16 protein-coding genes are annotated in these 19,488 nt (G+C 68.0%); 11 read left to right on the forward strand and 5 right to left on the reverse strand.

Translation table 11 applies throughout. The annotated features are described in order from the left end of the window. The first annotated feature begins 11 nt into the window (after positions 1 to 11). The 5 genes from C1926_RS00230 to C1926_RS00250 all read left to right on the forward strand — a co-directional run bounded on the left by C1926_RS00230 (position 12) and on the right by C1926_RS00250 (position 5,781). On the forward strand, positions 12 to 1,604 hold the full coding sequence (locus C1926_RS00230; protein WP_108757870.1) for a family 43 glycosylhydrolase: 1,593 nt from the start codon (positions 12 to 14) through the stop codon (positions 1,602 to 1,604). A gap of 38 nt (positions 1,605 to 1,642) precedes the next feature. Further along, a complete protein-coding gene (locus C1926_RS00235) occupies positions 1,643 to 2,689 on the forward strand; it encodes a LacI family DNA-binding transcriptional regulator (protein WP_108757871.1) in 1,047 nt (348 codons plus the stop codon). Positions 2,690 to 2,894: 205 nt separating this feature from the next. Then, positions 2,895 to 3,743, forward strand: a complete 849-nt coding sequence (gene kduI, locus C1926_RS00240) for a 5-dehydro-4-deoxy-D-glucuronate isomerase (RefSeq protein WP_079224536.1) — start codon at positions 2,895 to 2,897, stop codon at positions 3,741 to 3,743. A gap of 81 nt (positions 3,744 to 3,824) precedes the next feature. Beyond that, entirely contained in the window at positions 3,825 to 4,580 is a 756-nt protein-coding gene (gene kduD, locus C1926_RS00245) for a 2-dehydro-3-deoxy-D-gluconate 5-dehydrogenase KduD (RefSeq protein WP_108745609.1), read from the forward strand. A 103-nt stretch (positions 4,581 to 4,683) separates the two neighbouring features. After that, positions 4,684 to 5,781 carry a GDSL-type esterase/lipase family protein gene (locus C1926_RS00250; RefSeq protein WP_108757872.1) on the forward strand — a complete coding sequence of 366 codons (1,098 nt, stop codon included), beginning with the start codon at positions 4,684 to 4,686 and terminating at the stop codon, positions 5,779 to 5,781. A gap of 46 nt (positions 5,782 to 5,827) precedes the next feature. Here C1926_RS00250 and C1926_RS00255 read toward each other — a convergent pair whose 3' ends face one another. Then, positions 5,828 to 6,496 carry a DUF4375 domain-containing protein gene (locus C1926_RS00255; protein ID WP_108757873.1) on the reverse strand — a complete coding sequence of 223 codons (669 nt, stop codon included), beginning with the start codon at positions 6,494 to 6,496 and terminating at the stop codon, positions 5,828 to 5,830. Between the two features lie 136 nt (positions 6,497 to 6,632). On the opposite strand from C1926_RS00255, the gene C1926_RS21385 reads away from it, so the two are divergent. Continuing rightward, on the forward strand, positions 6,633 to 7,835 hold the full coding sequence (locus C1926_RS21385) for a Fic/DOC family N-terminal domain-containing protein (protein ID WP_159095011.1): 1,203 nt from the start codon (positions 6,633 to 6,635) through the stop codon (positions 7,833 to 7,835). Between the two features lie 9 nt (positions 7,836 to 7,844). On the opposite strand, the gene phhA is transcribed toward C1926_RS21385, so the two are convergent. After that, positions 7,845 to 8,738 (reverse strand): phenylalanine 4-monooxygenase, encoded by an 894-nt coding sequence (gene phhA, locus C1926_RS00270; RefSeq protein ID WP_079224541.1) that lies wholly within the window; start codon positions 8,736 to 8,738, stop codon positions 7,845 to 7,847. Between the two features lie 125 nt (positions 8,739 to 8,863). On the opposite strand from phhA, the gene C1926_RS00275 reads away from it, so the two are divergent. Next, positions 8,864 to 9,346 (forward strand): Lrp/AsnC family transcriptional regulator, encoded by a 483-nt coding sequence (locus C1926_RS00275; RefSeq protein ID WP_079224542.1) that lies wholly within the window; start codon positions 8,864 to 8,866, stop codon positions 9,344 to 9,346. 87 nt (positions 9,347 to 9,433) lie between these two features. Beyond that, a complete protein-coding gene (locus tag C1926_RS00280; RefSeq protein ID WP_108757874.1) occupies positions 9,434 to 11,431 on the forward strand; it encodes a hypothetical protein in 1,998 nt (665 codons plus the stop codon). Positions 11,432 to 11,472: 41 nt separating this feature from the next. On the opposite strand, the gene C1926_RS00285 is transcribed toward C1926_RS00280, so the two are convergent. Both C1926_RS00285 and C1926_RS00290 read right to left on the reverse strand, forming a co-directional pair. Continuing rightward, positions 11,473 to 12,465 carry a patatin-like phospholipase family protein gene (locus C1926_RS00285; protein ID WP_108757875.1) on the reverse strand — a complete coding sequence of 331 codons (993 nt, stop codon included), beginning with the start codon at positions 12,463 to 12,465 and terminating at the stop codon, positions 11,473 to 11,475. Between the two features lie 133 nt (positions 12,466 to 12,598). Beyond that, on the reverse strand, positions 12,599 to 13,645 hold the full coding sequence (locus C1926_RS00290) for a TIGR00266 family protein (protein WP_108757876.1): 1,047 nt from the start codon (positions 13,643 to 13,645) through the stop codon (positions 12,599 to 12,601). A gap of 160 nt (positions 13,646 to 13,805) precedes the next feature. Between C1926_RS00290 and C1926_RS00295 the strand changes: the two genes are divergently transcribed. Continuing rightward, positions 13,806 to 16,073: a TonB-dependent receptor gene (locus C1926_RS00295; RefSeq protein ID WP_079224549.1), complete on the forward strand. Its 2,268-nt coding sequence runs from the start codon at positions 13,806 to 13,808 to the stop codon at positions 16,071 to 16,073. 138 nt (positions 16,074 to 16,211) lie between these two features. On the opposite strand, the gene C1926_RS00300 is transcribed toward C1926_RS00295, so the two are convergent. Continuing rightward, positions 16,212 to 17,051 carry a phosphatase PAP2 family protein gene (locus C1926_RS00300; protein ID WP_108757877.1) on the reverse strand — a complete coding sequence of 280 codons (840 nt, stop codon included), beginning with the start codon at positions 17,049 to 17,051 and terminating at the stop codon, positions 16,212 to 16,214. Positions 17,052 to 17,294: 243 nt separating this feature from the next. Here C1926_RS00300 and C1926_RS00305 point away from each other — a divergent pair, with 243 nt between their 5' ends. Together C1926_RS00305 and C1926_RS00310 are read left to right on the forward strand one after the other, a co-directional pair. Then, complete coding sequence (locus C1926_RS00305; protein ID WP_108757878.1) at positions 17,295 to 18,173, forward strand: hypothetical protein; 879 nt, start codon at positions 17,295 to 17,297, stop codon at positions 18,171 to 18,173. Positions 18,174 to 18,184: 11 nt separating this feature from the next. Continuing rightward, positions 18,185 to 19,387, forward strand: coding sequence for a DUF4785 domain-containing protein (locus tag C1926_RS00310; protein WP_108760593.1), 1,203 nt, complete (start codon positions 18,185 to 18,187; stop codon positions 19,385 to 19,387). Positions 19,388 to 19,488: the final 101 nt, after the last annotated feature.

Genomic DNA, 19,488 nt, shown 5'->3' on the forward strand with positions numbered 1-19,488 from the left:
GGAGGAACCCGATGCTGTCGCGCACCGCTCTGAAGTCCCTGCTTGCCGCCACGCTGCTGCTGGCCGTACCCGCCCTTGCCCAGGTCACGGCGCAGGCACCGGCCACGTCGTGGAAACGTGGCATCGAGAACCAGCGCCAGGCCGACCTGGGCGACGGCACCTATCTCAACCCGGTGTTCGCCGGTGACCGGCCCGATCCGTCGGTGCTGAAGGACGGCCAGGACTACTACCTCACCCTCTCTTCGTTCGATGCCTACCCGGGCCTGCCGATCTGGCATTCGCGCGACCTGGTGAACTGGCAACCGCTGGGCCATGCGATCACGAAGAACGTGGGCGCGATCTGGGCGCCGGACATCGTCAAGCACGAAGGCCGCTACTACATCTACTTCCCGGCCCGCACCGGTGAACACCGCAGCAACTTCGTGGTCTGGGCCGACAGCATCAAGGGGCCGTGGAGCGAGCCGATCGACATCGGCCTGGGCGGCTACATCGACCCCGGCCATGCCGTGGGCGAGGACGGCAAGCGCTACCTGTTCCTCGGCGGCGGCGACTACGTGCAGCTGGCCGACGACGGCCTGAGCGTGGTCGGTACACCGAAGCACGTCTACGACGGCTGGAAGTACCCGCAGAGCTGGGACGTGGAGGCCTACGCGCAGGAAGGCCCGAAGATCCACTTCCGCGATGGCTGGTACTACATGACCACCGCAGTGGGCGGCACCGCCGGCCCGCCGACCGGGCACATGGTGATCACAGCGCGCTCGCGCTCGATCCATGGGCCGTGGGTGAACGCGCCCAACAACCCGATCATGCGCACGCAGTCGGCCGCAGAGCCGTGGTGGTCGCGCGGCCATGCCACGGTGATCGAGGGCACCGACGGGCGCTGGTGGATGATGTACCACGGTTACGAGAACGGGTACTGGACCCTGGGCCGGCAGGCCCTGCTGGAGCCGATCGAATGGACCGCCGACGGCTGGTTCGTGGCCAAGGGCGGCGACCTCGGCCAGCCGCTGCGCAAGCCCTCCGGTGAATCGGTGGGCGCGCACGGCATGGCCCTGTCCGATGACTTCCGCGGCAAGGTGCTCGGCCCGCAGTGGTCGTTCTTCAACCCGGCCCAGGATGAATACCGGCGGCTGGGCTTCAGCGGCCAGGGCCTGGTGCTGCAGGGCAAGGGCCAGACCCCGCGCGACAGCTCGCCGCTGACCGCCATCGCCGGCGACAAGGCCTACCAGTTCGAGGTGGAGATGGACATCGCCCCGGGCGCGGTGGGCGGCGCCCTGCTGTTCTACAGCGACCGGCTGTACGTGGGCGTGGGCAGCAACGGCGAGAAGTTCATCATGCACCGCTACGGCGAGGAGCGCCCCACCCGCTTGGCGGCCAGCACGAAGGGCGGCAAGCTGTGGCTGCGGGTGACCAACAACCGCCACATCGTGACGATCCACTCCAGCACCGATGGCCAGCGCTGGGAGAAGTACCCGGTTCAGATGGAAGTGTCCGGTTACCATCACAATGTGGCTGGCAAGTTCCTGGCACTGAAACCGGCCCTGTATGCGGCCGGCGATGGTGCGGTAACCTTCCGCAGCTTCCGCTATCGCGCGCTGGACTGAGCGCGCGCTGGAATCCCCAGACTTACCGGGTTCACTACATGTCAGTGCGCAACAAGAACGATGCCGCCACGCCAGGCAAGGCCGCCACGATCAACGACATCGCGCGACTGTCGGGAGTATCGAAGAAAACGGTTTCACGGATCATCAACAACTCGCCCCTGGTGCGCAAGGACACGCGCGACAAGGTCGAGGCGCTGATGCGCGAGGTCGGCTACACGCCTGACCCGCTGGCCCGTGGCCTGGCCTTCCGCCGCTCCTTCCTGATCGGCATGGTCTACGACAACCCGACCGCCCAGTACATCGTGGACATGCAGTACGGCGCGCTGGACGCGCTGCGCGGCTCCAGCTTTGAACTGGTGGTGCACCCCTGCGATTCGCGCAGCCCCGGCTATATCGACGGCGTGCGCCGCTTCGCGCAGCAGCAGAAGCTGCACGGGGTGATCCTGGTGCCGCGTGCCTCGGAAGACCAGGCGCTGGCCGACATGCTGGACGAGATCGGCTGCCGCTTCACCCGCGTGGCTGCACTGCCGCTGGATGAAACCTCGCAGATGGTGGTCACCCACGATCGCGACGGTGCGGCCGAAGCGGCCGATTACCTGCTCTCGCTCGGCCACCGCGACATCGCCCTGGTGACCGGCCCCAGCGCCTACCGCTCCGCGCACGAGCGCACCGCCGGCTTCATCGACGCGCTGTCCCAGCGCGGCATCGAGCTGCCCAAGGACCGCATCATCGAGGCCGGCTACACCTTCGAATCGGGCGTGGCCGCTGCCGAGAAGCTGCTGCTGGGCAAGCGCCGGCCGACCGCCATCTTCACCGGCAACGATGAAATGGCCGCCGGCATCTACAAGGTGGCGCTGCGTGCGGGCATCAACATCCCGCGCCAGCTGTCCATCGTCGGCTACGACGACAGCCCGCTGGCCTCGCGCCTGTGGCCGTCGCTGACCTCGGTGCGCCGCCATACCCGCGACACCGGCCGCACCGCCGCAGCGATGCTGATCCAGCCCGACAGCCAGGCCGCGCTGCAGATCGCCAGCGTGCGCCCGCACCTGATCGTGCGCGACTCCTGCCAGCCGCCAGAGGACTGATTCCGGAGGAATCAGTCCTGTAGGTCACGACCGTTGGTCGTGACACCTTCAGGCCTCAATCCGGTAGGTCACGACCGTTGGTCGTGACTCTCCAGCCCCCCTATCGTGCGACGCAAAATGACACCGGTTACCAACCGCCGCTAGAATCGACCACGAACCGCGCCGGGGCCGAACCCTTCGGCCCGCCCCCTGCTCTGGAGAAGCCATGTACTGCAAGACCCACTACGCCACCCATCCCGACGCCATCAAGGGCGCCAGCAACGACCAGCTGCGCGAGCTGTACCTGCTCGACGGCCTGTTCAATGCCGGCCAGGTGACCCTGAAGTACACCCACTACGAGCGCTTCGTGCTTGGCGGCGCCGCCCCGGTCGACGCCCCGCTGGCCCTGCCGGCGCAGACCGAACCGGCCTCGGCCGCCGGCCACCCGTTCCTCGAGCGCCGCGAGCTGGGCGTGATCAACGTCGGCAGCGGCACCGGTACCGTCACGGTCGATGGCACCGTCTACACGCTGGGGCCGAAGGACGGCCTGTACGTGGCCATGGGCAGCAAGGATGTAGTTTTTGCCTCGCAGGACGCCGCCAACCCGGCCCAGTTCTACCTGGCGTCGACCCCGGCCCACGCGCGTTTTGAAACCAAGCAGCTGTCGATCAAGGATGCGGTGGCGCTGGATCGCGGCGCGCTGGAAACCAGCAACGAGCGCACCATCTACCAGTACATCGTGCCGGCCACCTGCCAGTCCTCGCAGCTGCTGCTGGGCCTGACCGTGCTGAAGCCGGGCAGCGTCTGGAACACCATGCCGCCGCACCTGCACGACCGCCGCAGCGAGGTCTATTTCTACTTCGACCTGGGCGACAACGACCGCGTCTACCACTTCATGGGCGAACCGGACGCACAGCGCCACATCGTCATGCAGAACAACGAAGCGGTGGTGTCGCCGCCGTGGTCGATCCACATGGGCGCCGGCACCAGCAACTACGCCTTCATCTGGGCGATGGGTGGCGAGAACCTGGATTACACCGACATGCACGTGCTGGACATCTGCCAGCTCAAGTAAGCCCTGCCCGGCCGCCGCGCACCGCGCGCCGGCGGCCGTCGCCGCACCCCCCGCTCGCCTCTACCAAGGAACGCAAACGCAATGGCTAATCCCTTCAGCCTGGAAGGCAAGGTCGCTCTGGTAACCGGTGGCAATACCGGTCTGGGCCAGGGCATCGCCGTGGCACTGGCCGCCGCTGGCGCCGACGTCGCCGTGGCCGGCATCGCCCCGCCCACCGAAACCATCGAAAAGATCACCGCGCTGGGCCGCCGCTGCCTGGCCATCGAAGCCAACCTGATCAGCATCGAGCCGGTGGCGCGCGTGGTGCGCGAAACCATCGAAGGCCTGGGCGGGCTGGACATCCTGGTCAACAACGCGGGCCTGATCCGCCGCGCCGATGCGGTGGACTTCAGCGAGCAGGACTGGGACGACGTGATGAACGTCAACATCAAGTCTGCGTTCTTCATCTCGCAGGCCGCCGGCCGCCACTTCATCGAACAGGGCCACGGCAAGATCATCAACATCGCGTCGATGCTGTCGTTCCAGGGCGGCGTCCGCGTGCCGTCGTACACCGCCAGCAAGAGCGGCATCGCCGGCATCACCCGCCTGCTGGCCAACGAGTGGGCAGGCAAGGGCGTGAACATCAACGCCATCGCGCCGGGCTACATGGCCACCGACAACACAGCCGCCCTGCGTGCCGATGCAGACCGCAACAAAGCCATTCTCGAGCGCATTCCGGCCGGCCGCTGGGGCAACCCGGAAGACCTGGCCGGTGCGGCGGTGTTCCTGGCGTCGTCGGCGTCGGATTACATCAACGGTGCCGTGCTGCCGGTGGATGGCGGCTGGCTGGCGCGCTGACGCGCACTGGCCTGGGTAGTGCCGGCCGCTGGCCGGCATCGAGGCGATGCGTCCACCGTTCATGAGGTTGCCGGCCAGCGGCCGGCACTACCGGGGGCCCGCGATGCGAAGGCTGTTGCTGCTGTTGCTGCTGTCGTGCACCACCGCGCAGGCGGCGCCGGTGCGGCTGTTCATCGCCGGCGATTCCACCGCGGCCGAGTATGGGCCCGAGCGTGCGCCACAGGCGGGCTGGGGCCAGGCGCTGCAGAGCTACCTGGACCCGGCACGTTTCGAAGTACACAACCACGCCAAAGGCGGGCGCAGCACGCGCAGTTTCATCGACGAAGGGCGCCTGGACGTGATCGCCAGCGAGCTGCGCCGCGGCGACGTGCTGCTGATCCAGTTCGGCCACAACGATGCGAAGTTCGAAGACCGCACGCGTTACACCGATCCGGAGACTGACTATCCGCGCCTGCTGATGCGTTATGTGCAGGTGGCGCGTGACAAGGGCGCCACGCCGGTGCTGGTCACGCCGGTGGCGCGGCTGCTGTACGACTTCGGATCGCTGCTGGATACGCACGCGCGCTACACGTTGAACATGCAGCAGCTGGCGGCGCGCGAGCACGTTGCGCTGATCGAACTCAACGACCGCAGCACGCGCTGGATACGTGCGCTGGGCGAGCAGGGCGCGCGCCCGTATTTCCTGTTCGTGCCCGAGCAGAACAAGGCAGACGGCACGCATTTCAGCGTGGCTGGTGCCAATGCAGTGGCCTGCCTGGTGCTGCGCGAGGCGGTTTCACTGCTGCCCGCACTGCAACCGGCGCTGGTGCGCGACATCGACTGCGACGTGATGGGTGCAGGGCAGGGCACCGATGCAGCACGCCCCTCAAAGGTGCTGCACGAAGAGGCGATTGCACGCGTACAGCCGGGTCCGCACGGTGGCGCGGGGCCGACCACCGCGTATCCGTTCTTCGCCGACGCCGCGGATCTGCCGTTCGTGCTGCGCAAGCGCGTGCTGCACAAGGGCGCGGGCATCGGCCTGCACCCGCAGCACAAGGATGAGATCTACTACATCGTGAGCGGGCAGGGCAGCTACGTGCTGGATGGAAAGCAGCACGACGTGCGCGCGGGCCACGCGCTGCTGACGCGCACCGGCAGCACGCACGCGCTGCAGCAGGTGGGTGAGGAGGATCTGGTGGTGCTGCTGGCGTACCCGCGGTGAACCGTAGAGTCGAGCTTGCTCGACTGCTTCTTATCCTGGCAACGCGTCAGTCGAGCAAGCTCGACTCTACCGGCTCCGGCCCGAAGTGCTTCAGCCCCAACCGCGCCAGGTCTTCCGCCCGCTCGAAATACGCTTCGTCGAAGGCGTGCAGGGCGGCCTGCTCCTCCTCGGTCATCGCGCCGTACAGGTCGTGCAGCTGCGTGATCGCCGGGTCGTCCTCCAGCCGGTCCAGCAGGCCGCGCATGCCGGCCAGGATCGCGTGGGTCTGCACCGCGCCCATCGCCTGCAGCGCGCGCAGCGCCAGCTGGCAGGTCGGGTCGCCCCAGTTGCACAGGAACTGCATGAAGCCGCCGTTGTTGATGTCCGCTTCCATGCGCCAGAGCGCCACCAGCTGCTGGTCTTCATCGGACAGCGCATCCAGCGCCCATGCGGCCGCCTTCAGGCGCGCCAGCGCGGCCTCGTAGCGGTCATCCCACACCTGGTTGGGGATATCGACCACGCCTGTCTCGCGCGGCGGCAGCAGTGCGGGCCAGTTCACGCCCAGGCCATCGGCGGTGGCGACCCAGTGCGCGCGCTGTTCGGCCGTGGCTTCGAACAGCGCGGGCGCCCAGCGCAGTGGCTGGCGGGTGCGGCGGCCATCGGCCAGGGTCAGCAGGATGAAGTCGTCGTTGAAGGCGACGTCGGTTACGCGCAGCGAAGCAAATACGTCAGACATGCCGTGCAGGATAGCGGCGCGGCCCGCCTGCCCGGAAACTTCAAAATACCCCGACACTTTTGAAGTTTATTTGCATAAACTTCAAAAACATGGGAGGCTTTTGAAGGATAGGGGGCGATCCCACTGGAGATTTCCGATGCGTCGGGCAGACATTGCAGGGCCTTTGCAGGCCTACCTCGTTCCCGTGGATGGCCGCCCCAATCTGCTGGCCATGACGCCCCCTCCGACGCCTCGCCGGTTGCCTGAAGGACATACGGGCTCCCGGCAGCGCCTCATCGCTGCAAATGCATCGCTGGGCCGTCTGGATCAGGCAATGCAGCAATGGCCTGCCCCTGACATGGTGACCCGGACGCTCGCGAGGCGCGAAGCCGTCCAGAGCTCCCAGATCGAGGGTACCCAGACCAACCTGGACGAACTGCTGGTGTTTGAGGCCACGCTCGGCCTGGACGGTCTGCCCGCCGATGTCGTGGTGACCGAGCGCTACGTCCAGGCACTGCAGCTGGGCCTGGATGCCGTGCGGGCGCGCGGACGCCATGCACTCGATCTCACGCTGGTGAACCAATTGCATGCGGTCCTGATGCAGGACGCTGCCGAAGACTTTCCCAAGGGGTGCTACCGCCAGGAGCAGGCCATCATTGGTCCTTTGGGTGGACGATCGGAAGATGCTCGTTTCGTCCCTTCGCCGCCCGATCGCATCGACGCGGCGATGCGTGAACTCGAGCGTGCCATGTTGAAGTACGAGCCCGCCGATGAAGAGCAGTTCGAACTCAACATCATTGCGCAGCTCGCCATTGCCCACGCACAGTTTGAAACCATCCATCCTTACAAGGACGGCAACGGACGTACGGGCAGGCTGTTGCTGCCCTTGATCCTCGCCGCAGAACAGCACCCGCCGCTTTATCTGTCAGGTGCCTTGTTGCGCAACAAAAGCGCCTACTACGACGCCCTCAACCAGGTGCAGCTTCGCGGTGAGTGGGGGCCATGGATGGACATGCTGTGCCAGGCCGTGGTGGAGTCTGCGCACGATGCGATTTCCATCGCCGATGACATGTCACGGCTCACTGCAGCGTGGGAGACTGAACTTCAAGGCTATCGTCGCGACTCGGTGGCGCGCAGGCTTCCGCCCCTGTTGATTGGCCACCCGGTGGTGACGGCAGGCCAGGTGGCTGCATTGCTGGGGGTCTCTGATCGCTCGGCCCTGACAGGGATCTACGCGCTTGAGGCACAAGGCATCCTCGTCCCCGGCAATGATCGCCGTTGGGGGCGCACCTATCACGCGCACGCGGTCCTGCAACGGCTCAATCAGCTCCCAACGGCACTTCCTGAGCGTCTGCGCTGAGCCCTCGCCTCACACGTCCCCGCCGTCCGCCCAACCCTCACCGGTACCCGCCTGGAACACGCGGTCATCGGCCTGCACGTCACCGGCGGGCAGGTGCGCCTGGTCGGCCAGCGAGGCGTAGATCGGGGTGAAGTCCGGCGAGGTCGCCTGCATCAGCTGCTCGAAGCTGTCGATGACGAAGTAGGTCTTCTGGAAGGTGTCGATGCGGTACTTCGTGCGCATGATCCGCTGCAGGTCGAAGCCGATGCGGTTGGGCGCGGCCGATTCCAGCGAGTACAGCGATTCACCCTTCGAGGACACGATGCCGGCACCGTAGATGCGCAGGCCGTCGGGCGTGTCGATCAGGCCAAATTCCACCGTGTACCAGTACAGGCGCGTCAGGTTCTGCAGCGCATCCGGGCCGATCGCGTGGGCTTTGACGCCGCCGCGGCCGTAGGCCTCCATGTAGTCGGCGAACACCGGGTTCATCAGCAGCGGCACGTGGCCGAACAGGTCGTGGAACAGGTCAGGTTCGGCGATGTAGTCGATCTGGTCCGGGCGGCGGATCCACCAGGTCACCGGGAAACGGCGGTTGGCGAGGTGGTCGAAGAAATCCAGTTCCGGCAGCAGGCCTTCCACGCCCACCAGGGTCCAGCCGGTGGCCGCGCCGAGCACTTCGTTGAGCTGGTCGAAGCGCGGGATCATGTGCGCGTTCATGCCCATCTCGTCCTGCGCGTCGAGGAATTCCTGGCAGGCGCGGCCCACCAGCAGCTCGCGCTGGCGCTGGTACAGCGTGCTCCAGGTGGCGTGGTCGTCGGCGGTATAGGTGTCCCACGGCTGCTCGACGAGCGCGGTGGTGTACACCGGCACGTAGCCCTTGTCGGTCTGCTGGTGTTCGACGCGGCGGGGCTGGGCGAGGTCCATGGGGCACTCCTTGAAGGGATATCGGTGATGCTAGGGCAGGGCGCGCGCAACAGGGTTGCAAAAGTTGCGCGTAATGGGCCTCGTGGCGCAATATCCTTGCGTACTCACCGTGTTGCGGGGCAGCAATGGCCGGAGAAGTCCAGTTCGATCGCACGGATATACGCCTGTTGGCCGAGATCCAGCGTGATGGTCGCGCCACCAACGCAGAGTTGGCGACGCGGGTGAACCTGTCGCCGTCGGCCTGCCTGCGGCGCCTGCAGCGGCTGGAAAGCGAAGGGGTGATCGTCGGCTACGGCGCGCGCCTGGAACCGCGCCAGCTGCGCCTGGGCCTGCAGGCCTTCGTCCGCGTGCAGCTGGAAAAGCACGACCAGGCCGCCATCGGCCACTTTGTGGACAGCGTGCAGGGCTGGGATGAAGTGGTGGCCTGCCACGCCCTGACCGGCGACATGGATTACCTGCTGCACGTCTACGTGCGCGACCTGGAGCACTTCTCGCGCTTCCTGCTGGACCGGCTGCTCAACGCCGGCGGCGTGGCCGATGCCAATTCCAGCTTCGTGCTGCGCACGGTGAAGGGCTTCCAGGCGCTGCCGCTGTCGCAGCTGGAGTAAACCGGCCGCGGCGATTTGACGGCGCCGGGCGGGTAGCCGAGCATCACCGCCCTGCGCGCGGCGCAGCGTTCCTTTCCGGTTCCAGGCATGTCCGAACTCCAGCACCCGGTGCTTACCACCACCTTCCTGCCGCTGCAGCGCAAGTCGCTGGCGCGCTACATCGCCCATGGCACGCCGCCGCAGACCGCGCTGGAACAGGCCGGGCTGATGGCCGCGCAGCTGTGCCGCGCGCGCCTGCATGCGCCAGCCGAGATCGAGCGCCTGCTGCACGAGGCCTGTGCGCTGTTCGCCACCAGCGAAACCGCCGCCACGCAGTTGACCGGTACGGGTGGCGGTGGCCAGCCGGAGCTGGACGCCTGGCTGGCCGCGCTGGCCGCCCATGGCGTGCTGCTGGCACCGGCGGAGATCCTGCAGGACTTCATCGCGCAGTCGCCCAGCGAGTACCCGGGCCTGGCCCTGCAGCAGGCCTGCCAGGAAACCCTGGCCGAACATGAGATCCGCTTCCCGGCCGCGTTCGCCAGCGACGATGAGGACGACGACCAGGACGAAGCCGTTGCCAGCGATTCGCGCGCGGTCGAACACCATGGCCTGTACACGTCCGAACAGGCCCGCGTGCTGCGTGCCATCGCGGCCAATCCCGATGAACTGATCGACCTCGATGGCTACGCCGGTACCGGCAAGGGCCACCTGGTGCTGGCGCTGATGGATGCGCGGCCGGGCCGCTATACCTACATTGCGCCGTCGCGCGGCCAGGTTGAAGCGTTCCGCGCCCGCGTGCCGGCCAGCACGGCCGTGCGCCTGCTGACCCAGATCGAATTCGCCAACCGCGTGGCCCAGCACGCCGCGCGCAATGGCCAGACCGGCGGCTTCGTCGCCAGCTACCGGCGCAGCACCCGCACCCCGCGCGAGATCGCCGGCCGCATCGGCCTGCAGGGTATCGGTGGGCGCAGCCCGGAACAGGTGCTGCTGACCGCCTTCGAGGCCATCAACCGCTGGTGCGCGTCGTCCGCACCGCGCATGGCGTTCCAGCATTTCGACCGCTCGGTGCCGGCCGCCATGCTCGACGTGGCGCCCTACCTGGCGGCGGCCGAGCATGTCTGGCGCAGCATGTTCGATGCCGAGCTGCAGCGCGGCACGCTGCTGAGCCTGAGCCCGGCCCATATCGGCAAGTGGCTGGCGCTGCGCGGCGTCACCCCGCCGCAGGACATGGGCATGCTGCTGGTGGACGAGGCGCATGACCTGAGCCCGTCGTGGAAGCAGCTGCTGGCCGGCCACGCCCCCGGTGTGGTCAGCCTGGGCGACCCGCACCAGTGCCTGTCCGGCACGGTGCCGCGCTGGGCCGCATCGAAGGTGCTGGAAATGCACCAGTCGGTGCGCCAAGGCAACCAGGTCGATGGCCTGGTCAATCAGGCGCTGGCGCTGGATGGCCTGGGCCCGGACAGCGGTCCGTTTGTGGGTGCCGCTGACCGCGCCACGGGTGTGCTGCATTACCGCGACTGGTCGCAGGTGCCACGCACGGGCCTGCGCATCCATGGCAATGCCGCCGATCTGGCCCTGGACGCCGCACAGCTGCAGGCGCAGGGGCTGCGGCCCTACCTGCACCCGGCCTCGTTGCGCGCGCTGCGCAGCGCGTTGCAGGGGCCACTGGATGCCTGGCGCCGCCGCGATAGCGGGTCGAACCAGATGCAGGAGCGTTTCCTGTCTACGCAGGCCGGCGACGGGCAGGGCGCATGGGCGGACCTGTTCGCCTCCGCCGACCGCGTGCAGTCACTGCTGCAGGCGCTGGACGACCAGGACACGCCCGCCGATGCACGCGTGGTGCTGTGCCTGGCCGAGCACGCGAAGAACCTGCAGTTCGACGTTGTCTCGCTGTCGCCCGGCTGTTTCAGCGCAGGGCAGGGCGGGCGCATCTGGCACAACCCGGTGCGCGCGGTCTACCTGGCGCTGACCCGTGCGCGCCGCCAGCTGCACGTGCCCGCCGATGGCATGGAACAGCTGCAGCACACCGCGGCGCTGCAGGAACAGGCGCGCCAGGCACGCCGGCGCGATCGGCAGCAGGCCAGCGGTTACCGGCCCGTGCGCTAGCGCGGGATGCCGCGCCGCTCAGCAGCGACGCGGCAGAACACTCAGCACTTTTCCTTGCGGCCCATCATCCTGCCCAGGCGCGAGGGCTCATCACACTTCGGCACGACCGGTGCAGCCGGTGCCAATGCCGCCGCGCGCGCCTTCTGCATCTGCTGGATCTTCGCGCGGATCTGCGGCATCGCCGCCATCGCGGCTTTCTCGCCTTCGAGGATGGCAGTGCCACGCTGGCTGAAATCGGCGGCACCGATGTCCAGCACCTTCGGCCGGATGACGATGTCGGCGCGTGCCAGTTCCTGCTCGCCCAGGCGCTGGCCCATGATCGAGATCGACTGGTTGACGATGCCCAGCATGCCGGTCGGTGCCTTGCCGCTGGCCTTGCTGGAGATATCCACGGCGATGACGAACTCGGCACCGAGCTGGCGCGCGGCATCCACCGGCACCGGGCTGACCACGCCGCCGTCGATGTAGTTGCGGCCACCGATCTTCACCGGCTCGAACACGCCGGGAATGCTGCTGGACGCGCGCACGGCCTGGCCGACGTTGCCGCGCACGAAGATCGCGCGCTCGCCGGTTTCCAGCTGGGTGGCGACGGCGGCGAACGGCTTCTTCAGCTTCTCGGCCGGCCGGTTGGCCACCTGCTCGTTGACGTAGTCCTGCAGCTTCTGGCCCTGCACCAGGCCGCCGGAGAACAGGCGCACGTCGCGGATGCTGGCTTCATCCAGCGCCACGGCCTTGCTCTGCATCTGGAACGCGTCCATGCCGCTGGCATACAGCGCGCCGACCACGCTGCCGGCGCTGGTGCCCGACACCACCACCGGTTCGAAGCCGTTGGCTTCCAGCATCTTGATCACGCCGATGTGGGCAAAGCCCTTGGCTGCACCGCCACCGAGAGCGATGCCGATCTTCACCGGCTTGGCCTGCGGTACCAGGATCGGCTGCGGCGGCGGAGTGGGGCGGACCTCCTCGCCACCACAACCGGCCAACAGGCCGAGCAGGGCGACGGACAGCAGCACGCGGGGGCGGAACAGGCTCATCGGCAATGCGCTCAGGGCGCCGGATTCAGGAAAGGGCGCCAGCATACCGAAGGTGCAAAATCCGTGGGTAGTGCCGGCCGCTGGCCGGCAAGCTCGTGGAAATGCCGGCCAGCGGCCGGCACTACCCGTGCGATCAGAAGCGGTTGTCGCCGCCCAGTGCGCGGCCCAGCCCGCCCAGGATCGAGCCTTCGCCGCGGCTCTGCCCGCCGCCCTGCGGCGCGGCCATCCACATGCGCCCGGCCAGCCGCGAGAACGGCAGCGACTGCAGCCAGACCTTGCCCGGCCCAGTCAGCGTGGCCAGGAACACGCCCTCGCCGCCGAACAGCATGCTCTTGATGCCGCTGACCCGGCGCACGTCCATCTCCACCGACGCGTGGTAGGCCACCACGCAGCCGGTATCCACGTCCAGGCGTTCACCGGCGGCCAGCTCGCGCTCGATCACGCAGCCACCGGCATGGATGAAGACCCAGCCGTCGCCTTCCAGCTTCTGCATGACGAAGCCCTCGCCACCGAACAGGCCGGTCATGATCTTGCGCTGGAACTGCACGCCGATGCGCACGCCGCGCGCGCCGGCCAGGAAGCTGTCCTTCTGGCAGATCAGGCGCCCGCCGTGCTGGTCCAGCTTCATCGGCAGCACCGTGCCGGGGTAGGGCGCGGCGAAGGCGACCTTGCCGCGGCCCGTGCCGGTCTGGGTGTAGACGGTGGCGAACAGGCTTTCGCCGGTCACCACGCGGCGGCCCGCAGCCATCACCTTGTCCATGAAGCCGCTGCCGGCCTGCGAGCCGTCGCCGAACACGGTGTCCATCTGCACCGTCGATTCCTTGAACATCAGTGCGCCCGCTTCGGCGATCGCGCTTTCGCCCGGGTCCAGGCCGATCTCCACGAACTGCATTTCATGGCCGACGATGCGGAAATCGATGGGATCGCCGTGGCCGCCGCTGCTGCTGGCTGCCTGCGTGGCGGTGGGCGTTGCGGCGGGCAGCACCGGCGGTGCGGCGGCGGCAGGCGCTGCCGGGCCCGCGTGCAATGCGGCCAGTTCGGACACGGCTGTCCACCCGCTCATGCCCTGGCACCAGGCCAGCGCACCCGGGTTGGCCTGCGCAAATTGGCGTGCAGCGTGCTCGTCGAGCGGGCCGATGCGCTCGGCCTGGCCGGCGGCGTGGAAGTACCACTGGGTCATCGCAGCAGCTCTGTTGCAAGGGGAAAGCGCGAGTCTAGCGGCCTGCCGGGGGCGCTGCGGGCAGGGGCCATGAACGATCGGCATTTGCGGCGCAGGTGCTGTATTGCAACAATTATCTGGTAGCGCCGTTTTACCACCCCTCCAAACACAGCCTACCGCCATGTCTCCGACCCGCACTTCCCGTGGCCGATTTCCGGTCGCGCGTCCCCTCGTTGCCGCTCTTTCCGCCCTGCTGCCGCTGGTAGCAGCCGCCCAGGAAACCCCCGCTGCCAAGGATCCGGTTGCCCTCGACGCCCTGCAGGTCACCGCACAGCGCCGCGTCGAGAACGCCAAGGACGTGCCGGTCGCGATCACCGCGATCCAGGGCGAGAAGCTCGATGTGCTCGGCTCCGCCGGCGATGACATCCGCTTCCTTTCCGCGCGCGTGCCCAGCCTGAACATCGAATCGTCCTACGGCCGTGCCTTCCCGCGCTTCTACATCCGCGGCCTGGGCAACACAGACTTCGATCTCAATGCCTCGCAGCCGGTCTCGCTGGTGTATGACGACGTGGTGCAGGAAAGCCCGCTGCTGAAGGGCTTCCCGCTGTTCGACCTGGCCGGCGTGGAAGTGCTGCGTGGCCCGCAGGGCACGCTGTTCGGCCGCAACACCCCGGCAGGCGTGGTGAAGTTCGATTCGGCCCGTCCGTCGCAGGACGCCGATGGCTACGTGAAGATGTCCTACGGCACGTATGACACCTGGAACGTGCAGGGTGCCTACGGCGGCCCGCTGACCAGCCGCTGGTCGGCGCGCGTGTCGGCGCTGTACCAGCGCCGCGAGAACTACGTCGACAACACCATCACCACCGCGCCCAGCTCGGGCTTCGAGGGCTATGACGAGGCCGCTGGCCGCGTGCAGTTCCTGTACGAAGGTGACGACGTCGAAGCGCTGTTCAACCTGCACAAGCGCAAGCTCAACGGCACCGCCCGCCTGTTCCGCGCCAACATCATCCAGAAGGGCAGCAACGCGCTGGTCGAGAACTTCGACCGCGACAAGGTCTCCACCGATGGCCTGAACTTCTCCAACCTGGAAACCTGGGGCGGCAGCGCACGCCTCAAGTGGGACCTGGGCCGCGTTACCCTGCACTCGATCACCGGCTATGAAACCGCCGAATCGCTGAACCACGGCGACGTCGACGGCGGCTACGGCGCGGCGTTCCTGGGTGCCGGCAACTCCGGCCCGGGCCTGATTCCGTTCCCGTCCGAATCGGCCGACGGCCTGCCGCACCACCGCCAGTGGACGCAGGAATTCCGCGTCGAATCCAACGAGTGGGGCCGCTTCGACTGGCAGGCCGGCGTCTTCTACTTCGATGAAGACGTCACCATCGACAGCTTCAACTACGACTCGCTGACCCCGGGCAACCCGCAGACCGGCCACGCCGTGCAGAGCCAGCGCAACAAGGCCTGGGCCGCGTTCGCCTCGGGCGACCTGGACGTGACCGACCGCTTCAAGCTGCGTGCCGGCGTGCGTTACACCCAGGACAAGAAGGACTTCACCGCCAGCGTGCTGCAGGCCGTGCCGGGCGGCACGCCGGTCAGCGGCCCGTACCTGGCCAACAGCGATGTCGACGACGTCAGCTGGGACCTGAGCGGCGTCTACCAGATCACTGACAACATCAACGCCTATGCGCGCGTGGCCAAGGGCTTCCGTGCACCGTCGATCCAAGGCCGCCTGGCCTTCGGCGGCGTCACCCAGGCCGATTCGGAGAAGGTGATCTCGTACGAAGCCGGTATCAAGGCCGACCTGTTCGACCGTCGCGCACGCCTGGGCTTCAACGTGTTCCGCTACAACGTCGATGGCCAGCAGCTGATCGCCGTGGGTGGCAGCAACAACACCGCTACCCTGCTCAACGCCGACAAGACCATCGGCCAGGGCTTCGAGCTGGACTTCGAGGCGTACCTGACCGACCACGTGCTGATGACCCTGGGCAGCAGCTACAACGACACCGAGATCAAGGACCGTGACCTGGCCGTGGCGATCTGTGGCGGTGGCTGCACCATCACCGACCCGACCACCGTCATCAACGGCGGCACCTACGCGCTGGTCAACGGCAACCCGCTGCCGCAGGCGCCGAAGTGGATCCACAACCTGACCCTGCGTGCCGGCTTCCCGGTGAACGATGCCAGCGAGGTCTACGTGTACACCGACTGGGCGTACAAGAGTGCGGTCAACTTCTTCCTGTACGAGTCGCCGGAGTTCCGCAGCCGCAGCTCGCTGGAAGGTGGCCTGCGCGTGGGCTACAACTGGGATTACGGCCAGTACGACGTGGCCGTGTTCGGCCGCAACCTGACCAACCAGACCCGCGTGGTCGGCGCGATCGACTTCAACAACCTGACCGGCTTCCTCAACGAGCCGCGCACGTTCGGCGTCGAGTTCACCGCGAAGTTCTGAGGCGGTTGATGGCGTGATGCAATGAAGAAGGGCCGGCGCAATGCCGGCCCTTCTGCTTTCTGCGGCCCCATTGACCCTGCTGGGGTCGGATCCCTTTCCGCAGGAAAGGGCTCTGACCCCATGGGGATCTGCGTGACCTTACAGCGCGCTCTGCGGCCGCATCTTCAGCACCGCTTCCTCGGCCGCGCAGTCGCGGCTGGAATGCAGGCCGGCCTTGCGCGCATCGGCGATCTCCTTGCGCGCCGCCAGCAGATCCTTGTTGAACGCCGCGTTGTCATGCAGGCGAGCCACGGCGGCAGCGCCCATGAAGCGGCCTTCGAGGATGTCGCTCTGCCAGTGCACGTTGCACACCAGGCGGCTCTCGCCGTAGTTGCGGCCGCGCGCCTGGATGGCATCGGCGCGGTCGGGGGCGATCTCCGAAAGGATCAGCGCCCAGGCCCAGCCGATGGAGGTGTGGCCGGACGGGTAGGAGCCGTTCCTGCGCAGGCCGGCTTCATCGTCCGGCGTGCAGGTCGGCTCGCCGTTGACCATGAACGGGCGCGGGCGCTGGTACTGGTTCTTGGCCGCCTTGGTGGCCGCGCTGGCATCGATGCGGCTGCGTTCCAGCAGGCGGTACAGGGCCGGGGTCTTCACCGCGTCCACGTCGATGTCGGCCGCGCAGGAGAACTGGTTGGCGCCGGCCGGGAAGCCGAGTTCGGCGTCGCTGGTGGCCTGGGCAAAGCGCGGCGTGCCACGCAGGGCGCGGGCTTCGCGGCTGACCTGTTCGTCCAGCGCGAAACCGGCCGAACCGGCCGCCGGCGGCGCCGGCACCAGGGCGATGCTGGCCGGCACGGCCGTCTTGTCCAGGTAACCCACCGCCTTGGTGGTGATGGTGGCTTCCACCGCAGTGGGCGCGGGGGCGGTGGACGCGCAACCGGCCAGCGACAGGGCGATGGCCAGGCCGAGCAGGGGGCGGGCGGGGAGGGCAGGCAAAGACATGGGCAGGCTCGAGACAGGAAACACAGCGGCCATGATCGCAGCCCCTCCCGCCGCCCGCAGCGTCCATCGGTCATACGGCCAGACCCGGCATGGTGGCGCGCCGGGGTCACGATTCTGCAACAACGGCATCCATCGTCGCCAATCTCCCGAATACGGGCGCAGCGCACGGACTTTCACGCGCGTTCGCCGCCAGCATCGGCCCACAGCCGGGCCGGGGGGATCCGCTGACGAGGGAGAGATGCGATGCGCAGCACCGCAACAGGAAGTACCGCCCTGGCCCTGCTGCTGGGCCTGGCCAGCGCCCCGGCCTGGTCCGCCGACGTGTATGGCGTGGCCTTCGTGCACGGCACCGGCGCGCAGACCAACGCCACCCAGGACTACTGGCAGCCGGCCATCATCGACACCGTGCGCCAGGGCCTGCCGAACAGCAGCAACTACGTGGTCATCAACTGCGATTTCACCCAGTACATGTGGAAGCCGGAAGCCGCAGGCTGCCTGGCCGAACAGCTGACCGGCTTCATCGACAGCCGTGGCATCACCCAGCTGGTGGTCATCACCCATTCCAACGGCGGCAACGTGGTGCGCTGGATCCTGTCCAACCCCACCTACGACAGCCGCTACCCGAAGATCATCAGCACCCTGCGCAAGGTGACCGCACTGGCGCCGTCCTCGGCCGGCACGCCGCTGGCCGACGCGGTGCTCAATGGCAACACCTTCGAAACCTCGCTGGGCTGGCTGCTGGGCTACAAGAACGATGCGGTACGCATGCAGCAGGTGGGCCACATGGCGACCTACAACGCGCAGAACCTGTACGGCACGGCGGGGCGCCCGGCACTGCCCAGGCCGTTCCGCGCGGTGGTTGGCAGCGATGTCGAATCGGCGGTGTGGGACAGCAACAGCTACTGCGGCGGTTACCCGGCCAACGTCGGCCTGGAATTCACCCAGAACTGGCTGTCGTCCTGCTCGGACGGTTTCCTGGAGTGCAGCAGCCAGAAGGCGGCCGGCACGCTGTGGTTCACCGACAAGGCGCGTACCCAGGGCGCCGAGCCGCTGAGCCACAACCAGAGCCGTCGCGAGTGCTTCGGCCTGGGCACGATCCTGCGCAACGACCTGACCCAGTGAGGGAGATGACCATGAAGATCCAATCAACCCTGCTGGCCGCGGCAATGCTGGCTGCACTTGCCGCCGTGCCGGCCCATGCCGCGCAGGCGCTGCGTGCCGCCGCTGCCGGTGACCAGGTGCCCGCGTCACTGGTGGCCGCGCCGCTGCCGGCCGATGACAGCGAGCGCGTGCCGCTGGCCTTCGCCTGGGCGCTGGACCCGGCGCAGCCGCTGCAGGCACCGGGCGCGTACGCTGCCGTCAGCCGCAGCTACTGGCAGCAGGTCGACGCCGCCGAACTGCAACGCGGCCTAGACCTGCCGCTGACCGCACCGGATGCCGTGATCCAGCTCAGCCCGGTTACCGGTGCACGCGCGCTGCCTGCCGAGGCACTGCAGGTACGCGATGCGGCCGGTCGCAGCAGCGTGGCGCGCAGTGTCGATGCGCGGCAGCTGCAGGCTGCAGGCATGCCATTGGCCGATGGCAGCAGCATGCTGCGCACTGGCGCCAGCAGCGCGGTGGGCACGTACCGGTTGCAGAGCGCGCAGGCGCAGGGCCGCTACGTGGTGCAGGTGCTGGAACCCAACAGCCCGGTGCGGCTGGAGGTGCAGGCCAGCCAGGCGCAGGTGCTGGCCGGTGGCAGCGTGCAGCTGCAGGCACGCCTGCTGGAAGACGGCCCCAGTGCCGCGAAGCTGGCCACGCGCCGCAGCAGCCTCGGCGGTGAAGCATTGCTGGTGGCACCGGATGGCCGCAGCTGGCCGCAGCGCCTGCTGCGCACCACCGATGGCAGCCTGCGCGCGCAGGTGCGCATTCCGGCCGAGGCCAGCACGGTGCAGGGCTTGTGGGAGCTGCAGGTGTTCGCCCAGGCCGATGGCGTGCTGCGCGATGGCAAGGTGGCCTTCGCGGTGGCGCAGCCGACCGCACGCTTCAGCGGCCAGGCCACGCCCGATGCGGCCAGCCGCCAGGTCAGCCTGCCGCTGCAGGTGGCCGCCGTGGGTCGCTACGAGGCGCGCGGCACGCTGTACGCCACCGGCGCCGACGGCCAGTTGAAGCCGGTGGCGCAGGCGCACGCGGCCGCATGGTTCGAGGGCGCTGGACGTGGCGCGCTGGTGCTGCCGTTCGACCAGGCCGCACTGCCGCCCGGCTTCGGCGCGCCGTATGAACTGCGTGACCTGCAGCTGCAGGACCAGAGCCGGATGGCGCCGATCGAATCACGCGCGCTGGCATTGCGGTTCTGAGGAGAAGGTGGCGGGCCGGATATCCTGGCCCGCTGCACCTGCATGACATGACCGCGGGGTAGAGTCGACTGTTAGTCGACTGCCCTTCCAACAGACCGCGA

This window comes from Stenotrophomonas sp. ZAC14A_NAIMI4_1 (genome assembly GCF_003086915.1).
Classification (GTDB): domain Bacteria; phylum Pseudomonadota; class Gammaproteobacteria; order Xanthomonadales; family Xanthomonadaceae; genus Stenotrophomonas.

What these genes read in the sequence shown, in the direction of transcription:
- kduD (WP_108745609.1), top strand. Translation starts at nt 3,825, where the DNA reads ATGGCTAATCCCTTCAGCCTGGAAGGCAAGGTCGCTCTGGTAACCGGT.
- C1926_RS00230 (WP_108757870.1), top strand. Translation starts at nt 12, where the DNA reads ATGCTGTCGCGCACCGCTCTGAAGTCCCTGCTTGCCGCCACGCTGCTG.
- C1926_RS00235 (WP_108757871.1), top strand. Translation starts at nt 1,643, where the DNA reads ATGTCAGTGCGCAACAAGAACGATGCCGCCACGCCAGGCAAGGCCGCC.
- C1926_RS00275 (WP_079224542.1), top strand. Translation starts at nt 8,864, where the DNA reads ATGGCCGGAGAAGTCCAGTTCGATCGCACGGATATACGCCTGTTGGCC.
- C1926_RS00300 (WP_108757877.1), bottom strand. Translation starts at nt 17,051, where the DNA reads ATGTCTTTGCCTGCCCTCCCCGCCCGCCCCCTGCTCGGCCTGGCCATC.
- C1926_RS00305 (WP_108757878.1), top strand. Translation starts at nt 17,295, where the DNA reads ATGCGCAGCACCGCAACAGGAAGTACCGCCCTGGCCCTGCTGCTGGGC.
- C1926_RS00250 (WP_108757872.1), top strand. Translation starts at nt 4,684, where the DNA reads ATGCGAAGGCTGTTGCTGCTGTTGCTGCTGTCGTGCACCACCGCGCAG.
- C1926_RS21385 (WP_159095011.1), top strand. Translation starts at nt 6,633, where the DNA reads ATGCGTCGGGCAGACATTGCAGGGCCTTTGCAGGCCTACCTCGTTCCC.
- phhA (WP_079224541.1), bottom strand. Translation starts at nt 8,738, where the DNA reads ATGGACCTCGCCCAGCCCCGCCGCGTCGAACACCAGCAGACCGACAAG.
- C1926_RS00285 (WP_108757875.1), bottom strand. Translation starts at nt 12,465, where the DNA reads ATGAGCCTGTTCCGCCCCCGCGTGCTGCTGTCCGTCGCCCTGCTCGGC.
- C1926_RS00290 (WP_108757876.1), bottom strand. Translation starts at nt 13,645, where the DNA reads ATGACCCAGTGGTACTTCCACGCCGCCGGCCAGGCCGAGCGCATCGGC.
- C1926_RS00295 (WP_079224549.1), top strand. Translation starts at nt 13,806, where the DNA reads ATGTCTCCGACCCGCACTTCCCGTGGCCGATTTCCGGTCGCGCGTCCC.
- C1926_RS00310 (WP_108760593.1), top strand. Translation starts at nt 18,185, where the DNA reads ATGAAGATCCAATCAACCCTGCTGGCCGCGGCAATGCTGGCTGCACTT.
- kduI (WP_079224536.1), top strand. Translation starts at nt 2,895, where the DNA reads ATGTACTGCAAGACCCACTACGCCACCCATCCCGACGCCATCAAGGGC.
- C1926_RS00255 (WP_108757873.1), bottom strand. Translation starts at nt 6,496, where the DNA reads ATGTCTGACGTATTTGCTTCGCTGCGCGTAACCGACGTCGCCTTCAAC.
- C1926_RS00280 (WP_108757874.1), top strand. Translation starts at nt 9,434, where the DNA reads ATGTCCGAACTCCAGCACCCGGTGCTTACCACCACCTTCCTGCCGCTG.